This is a genomic window from Vibrio amylolyticus, assembly GCF_023145695.1.
GTDB classification, from domain to species: domain Bacteria; phylum Pseudomonadota; class Gammaproteobacteria; order Enterobacterales; family Vibrionaceae; genus Vibrio; species Vibrio amylolyticus.
In genome coordinates this window covers 513,202-533,217 of sequence record NZ_JAJHVV010000001.1, presented here as the reverse complement: position 1 = coordinate 533,217, position 20,016 = coordinate 513,202, and the positions used below count along the sequence as shown (strand labels likewise).

Annotated in this window: 14 protein-coding genes and 1 tRNA gene; 8 read left to right on the top strand and 7 right to left on the bottom strand. The window is 41.9% G+C overall.

Annotated elements, in window-relative coordinates; translation table 11 throughout:
- Nucleotides 1-24 precede the first annotated feature (24 nt).
- Both KP803_RS02385 and KP803_RS02380 read right to left on the bottom strand, forming a co-directional pair.
- The gene (locus KP803_RS02385; RefSeq protein ID WP_248007223.1) at nt 25-1,212 is read right to left on the bottom strand and encodes a glycosyltransferase family protein; all 1,188 of its coding nucleotides are present in this window, start codon (nt 1,210-1,212) and stop codon (nt 25-27) included.
- A gap of 247 nt (nt 1,213-1,459) precedes the next feature.
- Nucleotides 1,460-1,550 (bottom strand) — tRNA-Ser (locus tag KP803_RS02380).
- Nucleotides 1,551-1,993: 443 nt separating this feature from the next.
- Here KP803_RS02380 and KP803_RS02375 point away from each other — a divergent pair.
- Nucleotides 1,994-2,815 carry a ParA family protein gene (locus KP803_RS02375; protein WP_248007222.1) on the top strand — a complete coding sequence of 274 codons (822 nt, stop codon included), beginning with the start codon at nt 1,994-1,996 and terminating at the stop codon, nt 2,813-2,815.
- Between the two features lie 198 nt (nt 2,816-3,013).
- Here the strand turns inward: KP803_RS02375 and KP803_RS02370 are convergent, their stop codons facing one another.
- Together KP803_RS02370 and KP803_RS02365 are read right to left on the bottom strand one after the other, a co-directional pair.
- A complete protein-coding gene (locus tag KP803_RS02370) occupies nt 3,014-4,807 on the bottom strand; it encodes a DUF3413 domain-containing protein (protein WP_248007221.1) in 1,794 nt (597 codons plus the stop codon).
- Nucleotides 4,808-4,831: 24 nt separating this feature from the next.
- Nucleotides 4,832-5,056: a YejL family protein gene (locus KP803_RS02365; RefSeq protein ID WP_248007220.1), complete on the bottom strand. Its 225-nt coding sequence runs from the start codon at nt 5,054-5,056 to the stop codon at nt 4,832-4,834.
- Nucleotides 5,057-5,141: 85 nt separating this feature from the next.
- Between KP803_RS02365 and yejK the strand changes: the two genes are divergently transcribed.
- The 4 genes from yejK (at nt 5,142) to asd (ending at nt 10,341) form a co-directional block, all read left to right on the top strand.
- On the top strand, nt 5,142-6,140 hold the full coding sequence (gene yejK / locus KP803_RS02360; protein ID WP_248007219.1) for a nucleoid-associated protein YejK: 999 nt from the start codon (nt 5,142-5,144) through the stop codon (nt 6,138-6,140).
- Nucleotides 6,141-6,242: 102 nt separating this feature from the next.
- Nucleotides 6,243-7,697: an Hpt domain-containing protein gene (locus tag KP803_RS02355; RefSeq protein ID WP_248007218.1), complete on the top strand. Its 1,455-nt coding sequence runs from the start codon at nt 6,243-6,245 to the stop codon at nt 7,695-7,697.
- Nucleotides 7,698-7,801: 104 nt separating this feature from the next.
- Nucleotides 7,802-8,980: a chemotaxis protein gene (locus KP803_RS02350; RefSeq protein ID WP_248007217.1), complete on the top strand. Its 1,179-nt coding sequence runs from the start codon at nt 7,802-7,804 to the stop codon at nt 8,978-8,980.
- A gap of 245 nt (nt 8,981-9,225) precedes the next feature.
- Nucleotides 9,226-10,341: an aspartate-semialdehyde dehydrogenase gene (asd, locus tag KP803_RS02345; protein WP_248007216.1), complete on the top strand. Its 1,116-nt coding sequence runs from the start codon at nt 9,226-9,228 to the stop codon at nt 10,339-10,341.
- 94 nt (nt 10,342-10,435) lie between these two features.
- Here the strand turns inward: asd and KP803_RS02340 are convergent, their stop codons facing one another.
- Entirely contained in the window at nt 10,436-11,281 is an 846-nt protein-coding gene (locus KP803_RS02340) for an ion transporter (protein WP_248007215.1), read from the bottom strand.
- A 332-nt stretch (nt 11,282-11,613) separates the two neighbouring features.
- Here KP803_RS02340 and KP803_RS02335 point away from each other — a divergent pair, with 332 nt between their 5' ends.
- Nucleotides 11,614-13,434 (top strand): PhoX family protein, encoded by a 1,821-nt coding sequence (locus KP803_RS02335; RefSeq protein ID WP_282437151.1) that lies wholly within the window; start codon nt 11,614-11,616, stop codon nt 13,432-13,434.
- 109 nt (nt 13,435-13,543) lie between these two features.
- Here KP803_RS02335 and KP803_RS02330 read toward each other — a convergent pair whose 3' ends face one another.
- On the bottom strand, nt 13,544-14,182 hold the full coding sequence (locus KP803_RS02330) for a YchE family NAAT transporter (RefSeq protein ID WP_248007213.1): 639 nt from the start codon (nt 14,180-14,182) through the stop codon (nt 13,544-13,546).
- 628 nt (nt 14,183-14,810) lie between these two features.
- Here KP803_RS02330 and adhE point away from each other — a divergent pair.
- On the top strand, nt 14,811-17,483 hold the full coding sequence (gene adhE, locus KP803_RS02325; RefSeq protein WP_248007212.1) for a bifunctional acetaldehyde-CoA/alcohol dehydrogenase: 2,673 nt from the start codon (nt 14,811-14,813) through the stop codon (nt 17,481-17,483).
- A gap of 239 nt (nt 17,484-17,722) precedes the next feature.
- Nucleotides 17,723-18,061: a glycine zipper family protein gene (locus KP803_RS02320; RefSeq protein ID WP_248007211.1), complete on the top strand. Its 339-nt coding sequence runs from the start codon at nt 17,723-17,725 to the stop codon at nt 18,059-18,061.
- 204 nt (nt 18,062-18,265) lie between these two features.
- Here KP803_RS02320 and KP803_RS02315 read toward each other — a convergent pair whose 3' ends face one another.
- Complete coding sequence (locus KP803_RS02315) at nt 18,266-19,825, bottom strand: SulP family inorganic anion transporter (protein WP_248007210.1); 1,560 nt, start codon at nt 19,823-19,825, stop codon at nt 18,266-18,268.
- Between the last annotated feature and the right edge of the window lie 191 nt (nt 19,826-20,016).

Here is a 20,016-nt window from a genome sequence, read left to right as displayed (position 1 = left end):
GTTGTTCTTTTTGTTTTATTTATATTAGTGCTTATTGATGAGAGAGAGTAACTTTTGTTCGAGTTTTTTCATCCCCTGTAGATCGACTTCATTTGAGTAGTTAAGCGGCGTATCGGTAAACAAAGTGTGAGATATGCACTCAATTAGAGACTGCGCAGAGAGGTCGTTAGGGTGGATATAGTTAAAGATATTAAGCTTATGGAAGCATTCAGCTCGTATTAGTTGTTCTTTGACAGGCTCAACGCGAGGAATAATGACCGCTGGCTTGTTGAGTGATAGTATTTCGCAAACGGTGTTGTATCCGCCCATAGAAATGACTAGATCGGCGGTCGATAAGTAGCTTATAAAGTCATCGGTAAATTCAGCTAATGTCAAAGATTCAATGCCATGAGCGAGTCCATGTAATTCATCACAGTCCTTAGAGGACATTTCTGGCCCATAAAAAATGATGCTATGGATTAAATGACTATACGCCGCGTGTTTTTTGAGTCCCTCTAAGTAGGCGGTAATGATGTTCTTACCATCATTCCCCCCACCAGCGCTAACAACAATAATTTGTTTTGTGCTGGGGATGTGTAGCTTGTCACGAATGTTATTTTTGCTACGATTACTCTTCATTCTTTCAAGGTAGCCACAAAAGAACGTTTTACTCGCAACGTCACTGGGGAAGTTATAGTGCTTAGGGAGGTCAAAGATGGTTTGCTCCCCAACAACGGCAACCGCATCATAGTCCCTTTCTATTCGCTGGTAATACTTATTCTTAGCCCATATCGTTTGCGTTTCTTCTGGGGTGTCGAGTATATCTCTTAGTAGTAAGACTAAGGCGGGTCTATAAGGTTGAGTGCAAATTTGCTCAAGCGTTTCGTTGAGCTCTCCATTTAACCCTTCTGGCTTTTTATCAACTAAGAGTAGGTTGGGGTAAAACTGTGTGATCGCATCTTTAATCATCTGGCTTCGTAACCTAAGAAGTGACTTTACTGAAAAACAATTAAGCTTTGCGTGATATTCCCCTGCTTGTGAACGATGTAAGCAAGGTAATTTTATATAATCGATTTGTGGGTGGGTGCGAAAAGCGTGCAACATCGGTGAACCAGTTATGAGAAGAATGTACAAATCTTGATGTTGACTGACTAAATAGTTCGCAATCGCGACCATTCTACGAATATTACCTAGACCATAACTATCATGAGAGTAGAACAGGAGCTTCTTCATTTTTATCTCGGTGACTTGTGATTCAATATGAGACGAGCTTGTGATCTTTAAGGCGTAATCGCTGTGGGATCTTCACTATCAACAGGTCGCTTTGTTGAAGACTCTCTGAAGTATAGTCGTGTTAAATAATAATGAAGCCATTATTGATAAAAATATCGATTGAAGTGTGGGGAACGGTGGAGGTGAAATCGGCTAAGTACAAGAAACGAAAAAGCCCGCTAATTTCTTAGCGGGCTTTTTCTGAATGTGGCGGAGAGATAGGGATTTGAACCCTAGAAGGGCTACAAACCCTTGCCGGTTTTCAAGACCGGTGCTTTCGACCACTCAGCCATCTCTCCGTTGTTGGGACGCATAATATAGGGTGGTTATCCCCTTGTAAAGAGACAAATGTACTGTTCGCTCTAAATTTAATCACTTAACGTAAAGTTTTTGGTCTAGGGGCGTTTATTACGCTTTTGAGTGCCAAAGTAGCGTCCGGAATATCATTACCAATTTGGAAAAACAAAAAATGAATATCTTTAATTGTTGCTTAAAGAAAATAATCTTTTATACATATTTGGTACAAAGATCTTCTTCTCTAAAGAGTTAAATATGATTCATCTTGCCACGATACTAGTATACAGAAAGTAAAATTATTGGTTATTAATGTGTTGAGCTAGGTTGCTTATGTTTATGCTTTGAAAGCATTAAATTGATAATTCAACTGGATGATTGTTCGCAGAATAAAGTAGGTACTAACTCAGTACTTTATTTATACACATTGAGGTGAAATTGAATTGCTATGAATAGTTTAAATGAAGTCAGAGGGCTGGCGCCTTCATTCAGTTGCCGACTTAGATCTTCAATTACAAATAAAGATAAAGTGAGCATCGCTCATACTAAAGCGAAACGTATTATTACTTTGAACCTAAAAGGTGGTGTAGGGAAGTCGACATTTACCGCTGGTTTATTGAGTCAATTGGTTGAGAAAGGGCACAAGGTTGAGCTCATTGATTTTGACCAGCAAGAGTCCTCATACAACTGGGCATCTTCAGTACCAGAAATAGAGTGTCAAACCTATAATCCCGCATTGAAGAGCTTTTCTGAGATGGCTTCAACACTAAAGGTGAGTACGTCTTCTGATTATGTCGTGATTGATTCCCCGGCTAACTTTAGTGAACGTGAGCTATTTCGATATTTAAAGTACGCAGACTATATTGTTATTCCAATGCAACCATCTCCAATTGATTTGCATTCATCGTTGCCCTTGATTAATAACTTAATTGATCAACACCTTTATAAAGGAAGGGAAATAAAAGTTGGGTTCGTTCTTAATCGCGTCTATCAAGGTGATGAGCGTTTAGTCAACGTTCAAAAACTGTTGAAGAATTTTAGGCAATTTCAGTCACTAGGGATAATGAGTGAATCTGCACACTATCAAGAAGCGTTTTATTATAAGAAGCTTATAAAGAGTTCAAACAAAGATGCTGATTTATGGCAGAGCACTTTAAACTGGATGGGTGCGAATGAACGGAATAAACAAACGGAATTAACGGCATCAAGTATGGTTGATAATGAGCAGGTTAGACAAAAGTCGTCAGATAAAAAGTGGGCACTGGCTTAATCGTTGATGTTTAGAACATCAAGTTATGAGAAGCCATACTATTCTCGCTGACAAGTACAGTCATTAATAACAATATTTATACAGTTTGGTATTTAAACAAAAGGAGCATTAGCTCCTTTTGTTTATTTTTAGGTTCACGTTGTGAGAGGCGCGGTCTTAGCCTAAATGACGCTGAATCAGCCTATCGTTACAAATAGACTAATCATTACGAATATAGAAGCGTTGTAGCTCGGTTAACCCTTGCATCAATATAGGTAAGGTTGGGCTTTGGTCTTGCACTCTCTGATACATGTTGTCGTATAACTTGAAGTTACCAAACTTGTCAATCACAGTCGTTTGATTAGTGGTAATCAGCGCAAGTTCTCTCGAGTCACCGGCCAATATCCATTTTCGCTTTCGTTCATCAAAGATGTTACGGCCACTACTATAGTCTGTAGGGTTAGACGAAACCCCCAACAAATCTTGCAATAAGGTAACAGACACATCAAGGTGGCTAGAACGATGTGAATAGGTTGTAGGCAGTTTACCTGGCCAATGTATTATCATAGGAACTTGAAGTTGGTAGCGGCTATAATTTGTGCTTGCCCCCCAAGTGTTGCTATTCGTTTCGTTAAATTCGGTACCATGGTTTGAGGTAACAATAACAATCGTTTTATCAACGAGGTTTTGTTCTTCGAGTTGTGCAAATAAGTTACCTAACTCTTGATCCACTTGCTGAACTGACGCCTGGTAGTTTTTCTTAAACACCTCTTTCGCAGTGCCTTTAGCAGAAGCAAAAGTGAAGTTATCTACCGTCGTTAATTCGATAAAGCTAAACCATGGGCTATTGGTATTTTCTACCCAGCTACTCCAAGCTTCAATTGCCTGGCTGTCGGCAGACTTTGTCTTGTCGAATGCGATTCCGGTAAATTCCATACCTCTAAATACGGTTTCTGCGTAAAGGTCGTCATCAAAATTATCACCGCTGAATAAACCAAAGTTGTACTTTTTGTCCTCTAGGGTACTCATTAGAACAGGTAAGCTTGCTTGAGCTTTAATACTAGCCGCGTAGCTACTTGGCAACCCATAAAGCAAGCCAAAAATACCATGCATATTATTGCTAGAGCTGTAGTGGTTGGTGAAGCTCAAAGCATTGGCTGCATATTCTGTCGTGATTGGCATAGATCCAGAGTTTAATGCATCACTTCTTAAGCTATTCACACTAACCATTAGAATATTTAGATTGTTTGCTCTGCGGTCAAAGCGAAGATCTTCATATGGGTAGCGAACCAAATCGCTGCTGTCTTCACTTTCAGCAAGGCGCTTTAAGTAATCATCTTTATCAAGCAACCCATGTTTTTCCATGAAAGACTTAGCGGTCATTGGGTACGAGAGTGGGAAGTTCGCTTTTTGAGAGGTTACTGGATTATAAAAGAAAGCATCTGACCAAACGTAGATTAAGTGACTAGCAATAAAGCTGACAAAGAAAATAGCGGTAATTGGGCGACCAACATGCTTATGAGAGAGCTTACGCTGCTTGCGCCATACCCATTCAGAAAGGCCCAACTGAAGTAAAAAGATCAGCGGTAATACAATAAACAGTTGTTGCAGTCCCGCGCCCGCTTCTCGGTTGCCATCACTAAATAGCAGCTCCCAAACGACAGGCGTAAGGTGTAAATTGATGGTCTGATAAGCTTGAGTATCGATAAGGAGAATCGTTAATCCTGCGGTACCAAAACAGACCGAAAGTAAGCGAAATAGCTTACGTGACGGGATCACAAATGTTAACGGGAACAAAACCAGCAGATAAAGTGCAAACACTAAGAAGCCAAAGTGACCTACCCATGAAACCGCTAGGTAAAATTGCCCAAGTAGCGTTTCTGGCCAAGGTGACTGTGTAATATAGCGAGTACCAATCAGCATTGCTGCGATGATATTAAAGAAGGCAAACCAGTGCCCCCAACCCACTAAACGAGAAACTCGTTCACTATATGTATTTCCGCTATCTACCATTCGTTGTTTTGCAGCCCGTCAAGATTAATGTGTTTGTTCTTCTAATGAAGAGATCAACGCTTGTGCAAATTTTTCAGCAATTGCTTTGCGTTGTGAAGCAGCAACGTTTTGATTTAAGACATTGGTTGCGATATTACCTGCGATCATTAAAGAAAGCTCAGGGGTTGCACCATGTTTTTCCAAGATCGCAGCCACCTCAGCAAGGATGATTTCAACTTGGTCGTCACTGTATTTCGATGTAATAGGCATAAAGACTCTATAAATGATAGTAAAAGCGGCTTATGATAACCTACAATGCCTAACAACTGAAACCTAGAACGACGATATTTTCATTATGAGCCTTCAACTTTCCAACGTCATTTTACATCAAATTTCGAAAAACGATCAGGATGAACTGATTGTTAATTTTCGTTCCCACTCTCTAGAAAACGATGGCTCAACAGAGCACCTTGTTGCTGAACTACATCGTGTTTTTAATGCTAAAGCAGGTAAAGGCTTTGGTTCTTTTAAGTCAGACAGCGAATTTCAAATGTGGTTGCAAGAACTTCGCCAAGGTGAGAAGAATTTTTATGATTTCTCACAACTTAGTGCAAATAGACTGAAATCAGAGTTGAGTAAGTACCCATTTGCTGATGAAGGTATCTTGGTTATTGCTGAATATCAGTCACTAGCAACAGATTATCTTTTTGTTGCCTTACTCCCATCAATTCAAAGCCTTAAAGTGACTGAAGGGCTAGAAATTAGCGCGACGGATTATTTAGATATTAACAAAATGGATATCGTCGCTCGCATTGATCTTTCTAGTTATGAAACAGATAAAGAATCAAACCGTTACCTGTCTTACATTAAGGGTAGAGTTGGCCGTAAAGTGGCAGATTTTTTCCTCGACTTCCTACAAGCGGAAGTTGGCTTAGACACGAAGCAGCAAAATCAAGTATTAATGCAAGCAGTACAAGACTTCTGTAGTGACTCTAAATTAGAGAAGGAAGAGGCGACGAATTATAAGAAGCAAGTATACGATTATTGTAATGAGACCATTAAATCTGGCGAGGAAGTACAAGTTCGAGAGTTATCAGGTGAGCTTCCACAAAGCCAAGAGGGGACTAGCTTCTTAGATTATACCAAAGAACAAGGCTATGAACTCGAAGAGAGCTTTCCCGCAGACCGTAGCACAATGAGAAAACTGACGAAGTATGTTGGTGCGGGTGGTGGTTTAAATGTGAGTTTCGATAGCTTGTTACTGGGAGAACGTATCTTCTACGATCCAGAAACGGACACATTAACAATAAAAGGCACGCCGCCTAACTTGCGTGACCAATTGACACGAAATTAGTGATGAGGGAGAGCTTTTGCTCTCTCTTTTTTTATTTATTCACTAAGGTGTCATAATCTATATAAGTGTCTTTTCTAGTTTGAAAAATAATAGGCTATCTCTATGTCGAAGGAATCGATGAAAACTCTACGTTCAATGAAGAATAAGCGTAAGCAGATATCCATCATTGTTGGTCTTTGGCTTGCGGTGATTCTTGTCATTACGATGTTCGCTCGATCTAATTTACAGAACCTGACCAGTGTTGATGAACTAGGTAATGGCCTAGAAGAACTCAGAAGCGCCCTGTATTTTGATACTCAATATCGTATTGCCCATGCCGAGGATATTGCACTTAAAATTCAATTGGTCTATTCATTGAGAATCCAACTAGAAACGAATTACCAACAAGGGTTTTTCCAACCTGATATCGAACACCTGCTCTTTACGACAGATCGTTTTATTGAATTAGTAAAACAGTTTAACGGTACAGAGGTAGAACTCATGGCATTAGTTGATCAGCTGAAGAGCACGAGGGAGAGTTATAGTCAGCGACCAGAAATTCAGGATCTTTACTACCAGTTGAGTAGCCGTGTTTTTGAGGCGATGTTTAGTAGCTCGTCGGCTAGCCCTGAAATTTATCGTTCACTGGATTCTATATTTGCTCACTCTCAAACTATGGATTCCTTGGATGGCGAAAAGCTTCAGAAAGCGTTGGCTCAAACTTCTTCTGTTTTAGGCAGTTACGCTAAGGGGAGTTACTTAGTCGAAAGGTTAGTGAACCATCCAGTCAATATTCTTCAGCTCCAACTAAAAATGCAATTTAACGAATTGGAGAGATACTATTTTTTCATCGCAATCTTTGTTAGCGCCATAGCTCTGTTCTTCTTGTCGCTTATTACCATCAAGAAAGAGAGTGTAGAGGTGAGTGAGACGTTTTATGAGGAGCCAAGATTAGCGACAGATTCACCAGTTAGCGGGCAGGTACGTGTACAGGTTGAAAGTGAGCTTGTAACAAACCCAAGCCAACTAAATAAGGTGAAGACCCCCAATGCGCCAATAGTCAATGAAGAGTCAGTGAGCAAGGAGTCCGTTAGTAAAAGGTCTGTAGATAAACAAACGGCCTCGCCAACCGCTGCATCCTCGTCCTCCTTACCAGCATCCGAAGCCAGAACGATGGATATACCCGAAGTAGAGCCGTATGAGCTCGAGAAGCTTAACAATCAAAACGTAGACGTTGTGGCTTCGTCGGAAGTCTCCATTGATTACATGCTTAATACCTTAAATGGAGATAAAGAGTCTGTACTTATGTTGCTAGGGGTGTTTATTGAAGACCATGAGAATGATGCCAAGATGTTACCTGAGCTACTTGAGTCTGATATTGAGCACGCGATGAGAAAGGTCCATAGTTTGAAAGGTGTATCGGCAAACTTAGGCGCCGCGCCTTTAAAAGATATCTCAATGTCAATTGAAGAAGATTTAAAAAATGAAATCAAGGTAACGGATCAAAAACTAGAACGGTTAGTTATAGAGTTATTATCGACCATTGAGAGTGCTAAGCGATATATCGAGAGCCAATGAGGGTATGGAAGACACATCACATTTATTTTTGAGTTCTGATAGTTCTCTGACTTATTGATTTCATAATCTTGACCGATTTTAGGTTGTACTGTGAGATTTCTATAATGACTAATTACTGGATTAGATGGGTGGCTCTGTTTTGCGTGTTTACTTTAAGTGGGTGCTCATTGTTAGAGGTGAAAATAGACAGCCAAACGACGCCCTTAACAAAACAAGAGCTGAATATGCGTTTGATGACGCGAGAATTCGCTCAGCAGTTTTTTGCTCAAGTGGAACAAACGGCCGATATGATGGCCTTAAGTTATTCTGAAGACGACACATTCAACCAATCTCATTTATTACTGTGGAAGATTAACGCTTCTGAAGGATTACAGGGCGCAGCGTATCAAGTCGCCCCGATGGCAGGGTTGATTGATACCTGGGTGTTTAGTTACCAGATGACAAAATTTTTTGAAAGTGGAGCAGGGCAAGCATTATTTGCTCAAGACGATGCGCTTATGGCATCCAAACAGCTTTCAATGGAAATGGATCAATTGGCGAAAGGTGTATTAAAAGGCAGTGCTTTCCAATCGACTCAGGCGTTTGTTGTTCAGTTTGCTCAAGAAAACCCATTTTCTGATATCTCTTTTACTCGAACGCCAGCTTATCGTAAATGGTTAGAATCCAATGATATTAACGGTGATGAGGCAGTCGCTACTTTAGGTACGATGCCAGAGGCACTCGGTGATGTGTCTGATAAATTGAGCTTAGTTTCAGAGCAAACGCCGAAAGTAATGACGTGGAAAGCTCAATTATTGGCACTAAACAGCAGTTTAAGTGGTGCTGAGTTAACGGCCACATTGCAAAGCATTCAAGAAAGCTCTCAATCATTCCAAGATTTTGTCGAAAATAACCCTGAGTATATGCGTAACCTTGCCGAGCAGATGGCGATAGAGTTGCAGCCTTTGGTTGATGATATTGATACCAAAACGAATGACAAATTAAGTCAATTAAGTATCGAGCGACAGGCGCTTGAAAAAATGGTAGAAAAAGAGCGTATTGAACTGATCAGTATGATTGAAAGAGAAAGAAAAGCGATTGCTGTAATTGTCTCGAATGAACGAGAGAGGTTTACTCAAGATATTGATCAGATGTCCCAAGACATCGTGACTTTGGCGATTGAGAAACTGATTGAATTAATCAAAAGTGTACTTCTGTATTTCGTTTTATTCATTCTAACCATCTTCTTTGCCCCATTAGGATTAGGTTACTACCTCGGAAAAAGGGCTAGTACGAAAGCCTGATAATAACAAAGCGTCACAATGTGGCGCTTTTTTAAATTATTGTTTTTATGAATACGCTTTTTCTTCTCTGTTACTAGAGTCTCAATCTAAAAAACCGACCTGTGGTTGGACTTCTAGCCTTCTAAAGCAGTTTTTACCCATTTCCGTCGTTAAATTGTAACTTTTAGCAATTATTGCTTGAGATCTTTGGCTTAAAAACTTATAGATGGAGGTATACCCTATTTAAAGTACATGGAGAGTTTGTGATGAGAGTTGGTTTAGTTGGTTGGCGTGGCATGGTTGGTTCTGTATTGATGCAACGCATGGTTGAAGAGAAAGACTTCGACCTAATCGAGCCAGTATTTTACAGCACGTCTCAAGTAGGTATTCCGGCTCCTAATCTAGGTAAAGATGCTGGCATGCTGCAAGATGCATTTGATCTTGAAAGCTTAAAGCAATTAGATGCAGTCATTACTTGTCAAGGTGGTAGCTATACTGAGAAAGTTTACCCAGCGCTGCGTCAAGCAGGTTGGAAAGGCTACTGGATTGATGCGGCATCTACTCTACGTATGGATGCTGATTCAATTATAACTCTTGATCCTGTTAACTTGGCTCAAATCCAACAAGGCATTCACGGCGGCACCAACACCTTCGTTGGTGGTAACTGTACGGTGAGCTTGATGCTTATGGCGTTAGGTGGTCTTTACGAGAAGGGTATGGTCGAGTGGATGAGCGCCATGACTTACCAAGCCGCATCAGGTGCGGGTGCTAAGAACATGCGTGAACTTATTTCACAAATGGGCGTGATTAACGACTCGGTAAGTTCAGAGCTTGCAAACCCTGCTAGTTCGATCCTTGATATCGACAAGAAAGTCGCAGAGACAATTCGCTCAGACTCTTTCCCAACCGATCAATTTGGTGCTCCTCTAGCGGGCTCTCTGATCCCTTGGATCGATGTTAAGCGTGAAAACGGTCAAAGCAAAGAAGAGTGGAAAGCGGGCGTTGAAGCGAACAAGATTCTTGGCCTAGATGGGCAGCCAATTCCCATTGATGGTACTTGTGTTCGTATTGGTGCAATGCGTTGCCACGCTCAAGCTCTAACGATCAAGCTTAAGCAAGACGTTCCGATGGACGAAATCGAAGAGATCATCGCGACTCACAATGATTGGGTTAAAGTGGTTCCTAATGACCGGGATATCACAGCGCAAGAACTCACTCCTGCGAAAGTGACAGGAACAATGTCAGTTCCTGTGGGCCGTCTACGTAAGATGTCTATGGGTAATGATTTCCTCAATGCATTTACTGTGGGCGACCAATTACTTTGGGGTGCAGCTGAACCTTTACGTAGAACATTGCGTATCATACTCGCAGAAAAGTCATAGTTGACGACTGTTCAATCCCGATGTGGTTTATATCGGGGATAAAAAGCGCCGAGTATGGCGCTTTTTTAATGTCTATTGTTTACCTTCCTAATCGTTACCCATTTTCTACAGGTACAACGCGTTCGTCTGGTTCAGCTAATTCGCTACCACAGAACTTACAATGTATGGCATCACTTTCATGACCGGTCTTCATACAGTTCGGACACTTAACCAGTGTTTTATGTGAATTCATTTCTTGGTTTAGCTCAGCAGTGATAATACCGGTGGGAACCGCCAATATGGAATAACCGAGTAACATGGTAATTGAAGCCACCGCTTTACCTACCGATGTTTGTGGCACGAGGTCGCCATACCCTACCGTCGTAATAGTAACAATTGCCCAATAAATGCTCTGTGGAACGGAAGTAAACCCATTGTCAGGCCCTTCAATAACGTAGATTAACGATCCCAAGATAATAACCAAAATTCCAACCGTGCTAAAAAAGATAAAAATCTTTCTTTTTGCCATGAGTAATGAACGAAGGAGGATATTTGAATCTTGCAGGTACCGCACCAACTTGAGTATGCGAAAAATACGCATCACCCTAAGCATTCTAATTACGCCAATATAGGTAGCGGCAGGGAAGAAAAGCGCGAGATAGGTAGGCAATATTGCCAGCAAATCTACCATGCCATAAAAGCTGGTCGCATAAGCCTTTGGTTTTGGCGAACAATAGAGCCTTAATAAATACTCAATGGTGAATAAAACAGTAAAACTGAGTTCGAGATAGAAGAATACATCAGCCCACTTATCATTCAGAGCAGGTATGGAATGCAAAATAAGTACAATTAGAGAAGCGATAATGGCGATGATCAAGCCAATGTCAAAAGCTCGACCCGCAGGGGTGTGGGCTCCAAAAATGATAACGTACAAATGATGCTTTAGAGAGTGTCGTGGCATGAAATTACAACCCTTGGTATTGACGCTTAATAATAGCAGATTAGAGAGGTACGCCAACCATTACCAATGGCAGCCTAGATTCATTGGCTATCGAATATCTGAGATTTTTATATCATATCGATAATCTTAGACATTAAAACTACATATTAATGTCAAGATTTTGCAACCAAGTTGTAACTCTTCATCTTCACGATTAACGTCGAAATATCATTGCTAGATATAGAGACTAATTCATAAATATAAAGGAAGTCATTGTGAAGCATTTCGACCATAACCACGATCAGCGCCCACTTGAGCAAGAACCTGAATTCAATAAATTCATTGAGGCGGCAATGTCGCGTCGTCAATTTCTTAGGACGACAGGAGCAGCAGGCACTGTTGGATTTTTTGCTGCTAGCCCAGTGAGCCAAGCAATAGCGAAAACAAATGCTACGCCATCGAGTTTATTAGGATTTGGGGCGATTCCTATTTCAGTGGCAGACACGATTGAAGTTCCGGATGGGTATCAAGCGGAAGCGTTAATATCTTGGGGTGATGCCGTTATCAAAGGGGCGCCCGCTTTTAATCAAGAAAATGACTCAAAAGCCCAAGAGATGCAGTTTGGCGACAATAATGATGGCATGACTTTTTTCCCACTCTCTAGTACTCGTGCTGTATTGGTCGTCAATAATGAATACACGAATAATGAATATTTGTATGCCCATCAAGGAAAATCTATTTCTGCTGACGATGTGCGTAAAGCCCAAGCGGCACATGGCGTCTCAGTGATTGAACTAAAAAACACCTCTGGAAAATGGGAGGTAAATGTAGATGGCCGTCTAAACCGCCGAATAACGGCTTACACTGAAATGGAAATGACAGGGGTAGCAGCTGGCCACAATTTACTTCAGACAGAAGCGGATCCATTAGGTAAACGGATTCTGGGTACATTTAATAATTGTGCAAATGGCGAAACACCATGGGGGACTTACCTGACTTGTGAGGAGAATTTTAATGGGTATTTTGCTAATACGGCTGGAGGAAAGCTAGCTGACTCTTATGCTCGCTATGGTTTGAAAGATGAAGACTGGGATTATGACTGGTATAAGCATGATAAACGCTTTGATATTAGTAAAGAGCCAAATGAAGCGCACCGTCATGGCTGGGTCGTTGAAATTGATCCGATGAATCCAAACTCAACACCCAAAAAACGCAGTGCGCTCGGTCGATTTAAACATGAAAATGCCGCACTGATGGTGAACGATGATGGTCACATTGTTGTTTATCTCGGGGACGATGAGCGAGGGGAGCACCTTTATAAATTTGTCTCTAAGAACAAATTTGTAAAAGGATCAGATTCTAATCGTGACCTTTTGGAAGAGGGGACATTATATGTTGCTAAGTTTGAAGGCACAGAAGGTGAACTCAATGGTCAAGGTAAGTGGCTAGAGCTTACTTGGGGTAAGAATGGACTGACCCCTGAAAATGGTTTCCCAGATGAAGCATCCGTGATGGTATTTGCTCGTCTTGCAGCAACACAAGTAGGGGCAACGACAATGGATCGCCCAGAATGGGTGGCTGTTCATCCTGATAATAAATCTGTGTTCTGTACCCTCACCAATAATAAATATCGAGGAGTAAAAGACTCGCAGCCAGTTAATCCCATTAACCCAAGAGAGAAAAACCCGTATGGCCATATCGTTCGTTGGAGACCTAGTAAAGGAAATCATACTAGCCCATCTTTTGAATGGGATATCTACGTATTAGCGGGGAATCCTGAGGTACATGAAACGGGCCTTATGGCGGGTACGGCTAATATTAATAAAGATAACATGTTCAACAGTCCCGATGGTATTGGCTTTGATAAAGCAGGTCGTCTTTGGATTCAGACCGATGGTAAGTATTCAAATAAAGGAGATTTTTCAGGAATGGGTAACAATCAAATGTTGTGCAGTGACCCTGCCACGGGTGAAATTCGCAGATTCTTAACCGGGCCCATTGCATGTGAAATCACGGGGCTAGCTTTCACACCTGATAGCAAAACCATGTTTGTTGGGGTTCAGCACCCCGGTGAATCTCTGGCTCCATCTCATTATCCTGACGGAGGTTCAAGTATACCAAGATCGACGGTTGTAGTGATTACTCGTAAAGATGGTGGAATCATCGGTGCATAGATAAACCTATTGCGACCACGTAATAATAAATAAGCTCGGTATAACACCGAGCTTATTTACGCAGACCCAAGCAATAGCCACTTTCTATTGTTAGTGACTAGCAATAGAACTAAGCGAGCCCTGGGAAAAGGTTTCGCAAACCATTTGCAATAAACTCTATGCCTAGTGCACCAAGGATCAATCCCATAATACGGGTGATTACGTTGATTCCAGTTTGACCAAGAAAACGGACAATTAAGGGAGCCGAACGAAACAGTAGCCATGAACAAAAGCAAAATAGAGCGACCGTCACAATGATTCCGACGGTGTCGAGTGCGCTTGGGTAGCGCGCGCCATAAACAATGGTTGAGCTGATCGCACCTGGGCCGGCCATTAAGGGCATAGCCAAAGGAACGACACCAATTTGTTCTTTAGTGACGTATTCTGACTTCTCTTGTTTATTTTGCTTATCTTCCCCAAGCTTACCGCTCATCATAGAGAAGGCAATGCTAAGTAGCAGCAGACCGCCAGCAACACGGAATGAATCAAGTGAAATACTGAACATATCGAGCAATACTTGCCCTGCAAGCAGAGAGATAATCAGAATCATAGCGACAGCTATATTTGCGGTCCTCGCGGTTTTGTTCTTTTCTTCCACCGTCATGTGACCGGTTAAAGAGACAAAAATTGGCATGATCCCAATTGGATTAACAGCAGCAACCAATCCTAAGAAAAACTGCAAAAATATGGCGATTTCAAATGACGTCATAGCGATAACTCAACAACAAGATAAAGGGTGAATAATTTTGCCGCGATTCTATGGTAAAACGATTGTGGGTACGAGTGAAAATGAAGAGAAAAGTATGATTTTTTTTGACCAGTTCTTTGTAATAAAACTAATCTGATTTATAGCGCTTCGTTGACAGGTGAAAGTTAAATTTCGTCGAAAATAAATGAGTTTAATCCCACATTTATGACAATTTTTTCTATCATTAATGTCACATTTGTCTCAAAAAAGTATATGCTCGTAGCACGAAAAAAGCTTCTTTATGTGTGCTTTTTTGTAGGGAAATGAAACTTTTTTACAGATTTTTGAAAGTTATTTATTTTTATTTATCTGTTTGTTTGATTTTTAAGCATGCAGTGATTCTGTTTTTCTTTATTATTATCATGCTCTTAGGTGAGCGGTGGCGTTTGTAGCACTACTTTGTAGGTAATTGCCTTTTGAGAACTGATCTGCGTCAATTTCTTTCGTGGTGTGAAATATTATACTCAGTCCTGAAAGCAATTTACTAAGTATGTGTGTCAGGTAGAGACCTTGACAGTAGTTTTGAAGAAGGCGCCAACGCAATCTTAATAAAAAGTTTTTAATATTTATTTATTTTAGGAGATCCACTATGCCTGTAACTAACTTAGCTGAACTAGATGCTCTAGTAGCTCGCGTAAAAGCAGCTCAAGAAGAGTTCTCAACTTTTTCTCAAGAAAAAGTAGACGCAATCTTCCGCGCAGCCTCTCTAGCAGCTAACCACGCTCGTATCCCTCTAGCGCAACAAGCGGTAGAAGAGTCTGGAATGGGTATCGTTGAAGATAAGGTAATCAAAAACCACTTTGCTTCAGAGTTCATTTACAACAAATACAAAGACGAAAAAACGTGTGGCATCTTAGAAGAAGATGACAGCTTAGGTACAATGACAATTGCTGAGCCTATCGGTATTATCTGTGGTATCGTTCCAACGACTAACCCAACGTCAACAGCAATCTTCAAGTCTCTAATTTCTCTTAAAACACGTAACGGCATCATCTTCTCGCCACACCCTCGTGCTAAAAATTCTACAAACGACGCAGCTAAACTTGTTTTGGATGCAGCGGTAGCAGCGGGTGCTCCAAAAGATATCATTGGTTGGATTGACCAACCTTCAGTTGAGCTTTCAAACGCGCTTATGAAGCACGACGGTATCGCACTTATCCTTGCAACTGGTGGTCCAGGCATGGTTAAAGCAGCATACTCTTCAGGTAAGCCGGCTATCGGTGTTGGTGCTGGTAACGTGCCAATCGTCATTGACGAAACGGCTGACATTAAACGTGCAGTAGCTTCTATCCTTATGTCTAAGACATTCGATAACGGCGTTGTTTGTGCTTCTGAGCAAGCAGCAATCGTTGTTGACGAAGTATATGACGAAGTGAAAGAGCGTTTTGCTTCTCACAAAGCATACGTATTAAACAAAACTGAAGCAGATAAAGTACGTAAAGTACTTCTTATTGATGGCAACTTAAACGCGAAAATCGTTGGTCAGCCTGCTCCTGCAATCGCTGAAATGGCGGGTGTTAAAGTGCCTGCTGACACGAAAGTTCTTGTTGGTGAAGGTCTTGGTAAAGTAAGCGTTGACGACGAGTTCGCTCACGAAAAACTGTCTCCAACGCTAGGCCTATTCCGTGCTGACGATTTCGAAGACGCTGTTGCTCAAGCAGTAACTATGGTTGAAATTGGTGGTATCGGACACACATCTGGTCTTTACACGAACCAAGATACAAACACTGACCGTATCCGTTACTTTGGTGACAAACTAAAAACAGCACGTATTCTTGTAAACATCCCATCTACTCACGGTGGTATCGGTGACCTTTACAACTTTAACGTAGCACCGTCTCTAACTCTTGGTTGTGGTTCTTGGGGTGGTAACTCTATCTCTGAGAACGTAGGTCCTAAGCACCTTATCAACAAGAAAACTGTAGCGAAGCGAGCTGAAAACATGTTGTGGCACAAACTACCTAAGTCTATTTACTTCCGTCGTGGTAGCCTTCCAATCGCTCTTGGCGACCTAGAAGGTAAGAAACGCGCATTCCTAGTTACTGACCGTTTCCTATTCAACAACGGTTACGCTGATGATGTTGTTCGTCTTCTTAAAGCGCAAGGCATCGAAGTTCAAGTATTCTTCGACGTAGAAGCGGATCCAACGCTATCTGTAGTAGAGAAAGGTGCAGAAGCAATGAAGAGCTTCCAACCTGACGTTATCCTAGCTCTAGGTGGCGGTTCTCCAATGGATGCAGCTAAGATCATGTGGGTTATGTACGAGCACCCAGAAACGCACTTCGAAGAGCTAGCAATGCGCTTTATGGATATCCGTAAACGTATCTACAAGTTCCCTAAGATGGGCCAGAAAGCTGAGCTAGTATGTATTACTACTACTTCAGGTACAGGTTCTGAAGTGACGCCATTTGCTGTTGTAACTGACGATAAGACTGGTGCTAAGTACCCACTAGCTGACTACGAAATCACGCCAAACATGGCTATCGTTGATGCTAACCTAGTAATGAACATGCCTAAGTCTCTAACAGCGTTCGGTGGTTACGATGCAGTAACTCACGCTCTTGAAGCTTACGTATCTGTTCTAGCGAACGAGTACTCAGACGGTCAAGCTCTACAAGCTCTTAAGATGCTTAAAGAGTACCTACCATCAAGCTACAAAAATGGTGCCGCTGACCCAATCGCTCGTGAGAAAGTACACAACGCGGCAACAATTGCTGGTGTAGCGTTTGCGAATGCTTTCCTAGGTGTGTGTCACTCTATGGCTCACAAAATTGGTGCTGAGTTCCACCTACCACACGGTCTAGCTAACGCACTACTTATCTCTAACGTTGTACGCTACAACGCGAACGATAACCCAACGAAGCAGACTGCTTTCTCTCAGTACGACCGCCCACAAGCACGTCGTCGTTACGCAGAAGTTGCTGACCACCTAGGCCTAAGCCAAGCTGGTGACCGCACTGCACAGAAGATTGAGCGTCTACTAACTTGGTTAGAAGAGCTTAAGAAAGACCTAGACATCCCTCTATCTATTAAAGAAGCGGGTGTTAACGAGGCTGACTTCATCGCTAAACTTGATGAGTTAGCGGTAGAAGCGTTTGATGACCAGTGTACTGGTGCAAACCCACGTTACCCTCTAATTACTGAGCTAAAAGAAGTTCTAACAACGGCATACTTCGGTACTGCATACGTTGAAGGTGAAACTTTCGAAGGCACGACAGTAATCAAGAAAAAAGCTGACCAAAAACCAGCTAAAAAGAAGTAAGACTTCTGACGTTATAAGATGTTTCGCTAGCACGAAATATTGATTATCAAGCCCCAGCCAACAGGTTGGGGTTTTTTTATCGTTGTATTTCTCGATAACCGTTTTGTAATGGCTAGGGGAGGTGATTCACCATTGATGGAGAATCACCTTATTACATTAGGAATAATCGTTATTCCATTAATTGTACGGCGTTTCTTTATACTGTTTGAATAACTAAAGCTCAACAGGAAAACCTAGATATGAAACGCGTAACTTTACTATCACTGGCAATGGCTTTCTCTTTAAGTGCTAACGCTAACTTAATCATTGATAAATCTGGTGTGGATGAAAAAGACTATGTCTTTGACATGCACCAATGCGAAGAAATGGCTGGCCAAGTTCAAAAAGATAAGCGTTCTCGTGGTGCTGTCGGTGGTGCTCTAAAAGGTGCTGCAATCGGCTCTGCAGGTGTTGCTATTGCGGGTGGTTCTGGCTCTGAAGGGGCGAAGAAAGGTGCGGCTGTTGGTCTTGGTGCAGGTATTATTGGAGGTAGCCGTGACCGCCGAGAAAATCAAGCAAACTACGAGCAAGATCAGTAAACCGTTATGCGTAACTGTATGACAAACCGTGGTTATGTTGTGCTGAATTAATAGTAAAAATAAAGATAACCTTGAGAGGAAGCCGATGTGCTTCCTTTTTTATTACTTACAGTTTAGGCGTAGGGGTTAACAGGAAGAAAAAGGCTTACCCAGAGGTAAGCCTTATAATTATTTCATATAACGTTAGTTACTGTAATGTGAGACTTAGCCTGCTAAGACGTCAGTCGCAACTTTGTAGCTAGGGTCTTCTTTCACGTTGATTTCGACTAAGCTGCCCGCTTTGTGCAGCAGAGCACGACAATCAGGGCTCAAATGGCGAAGATGAAGAGTTTTGCCTAACGTTGAGTAACGTACAGCCAGTGTTTCAATTGCCTCAATTGCTGAGTGGTCTGCAACGCGTGAGCTTGCGAAATCGACAATGACATCTTCAGGATCATTTTGGAAATCAAAAAGCTCCAAGAAGTTTGCTGCAGAACCAAAGAAGATTGGGCCATTTACGTGATACTCTTTTGAGCCTTCTTCATTAATCTTGCTACTTGCGTAGATATGCTTAGCGTGCTCCCAAGCAAACATCAGCGCCGAGACGATAACACCAACCGCCACTGCTATCGCAAGGTCTGTCAATACGGTAACAATCGTTACTAGAACGATAACGAAGAAGTCTTGTTTAGGTACGCGGCGCGCCAACTTAAAGGTTGCCCACTCAAACGTACCAATAACAACCATGAACATCACGCCAACAAGCGCCGCTAATGGAATCATCTCGATTAAAGCTGAAGCAAAAAGAATAAACGCAAGCAGAGCAACGGCAGCGACAATACCAGACAAACGTCCACGACCACCGGAATTAACGTTGATCATAGATTGTCCAATCATCGCACAACCACCCATCGCGCCGAATACTGAACAGGTGACATTGGCAAGGCCTTGGCCGACACACTCACGGTTTGATTTACCACGAGTGTTTGTCATTTCATCAAGAACGGTCAGTGTTAATAGAGACTCTATAAGGCCGATAGCCGCTAGGATAATCGCGTAAGGCAAAATGATCTGTAGCGTTTCTAGGTTAAACGGCACCATCGGGATAGCAAAGGTTGGCAAAGAACCTGCAAGTGTTGCATTTGCATCACCAGACATTGTTCTTAGAAAATCAACAACAGTATTTGTCTCTAATCCAAGGCCTAGAACAAGGAGTGTCACTGTAACAATAGCGACAAGAGAAGAGGGCACAGCTGTGGTCAATTTCGGCAAAAAGTGAATAATAGCCATCGTCAGTGCAACTAAGCCAAGCATCAGCATCATTTCACCCTGAGGCAACCATGACAATGCACCTGAAGCGTCTGGAGTTTTAAACTGACCGAGCTGAGCAAGGAAAATAACGATCGCAAGGCCATTTACAAAACCGATCATAACCGGATGTGGCACCATGCGAATAAATTTACCAAGCTTGAAAAGACCGGCTGAGATTTGTAAAAATCCAGCTAGCATAATAGCGGCAAATAGATACTGAACCCCGTGAGTAGCAACAAGGCTGACCATAACGACAGCCATCGCGCCGGTCGCACCGGAAATCATGCCTGGTCGTCCACCAAATATAGAGGTGATTAAACCAACGATAAAGGCGGCATAGAGTCCGACCATAGGGTCAACACCTGCTACAAAAGCAAAGGCTACGGCTTCTGGGACAAGAGCTAGGGCAACGGTCAGTCCAGATAGGACGTCATTTTTTACAGAATGTTTAGAAAACTGTGGAAATTCAAACATGATTACTCAGTATTTTGGCTGGTGGGTTTATCCTTAAACAACACTTTCGATGAATAGAGTAAATATCCGAGACTGAAGAACAATCTATCTTGAAGTGTGAGCAAGTGTAAATGAATGTGAATCGGCGCATGCTACCTAAAAGTGTGATTAAGTTCAATGATTAACCTATTATAGATTAATATCACTGTTAC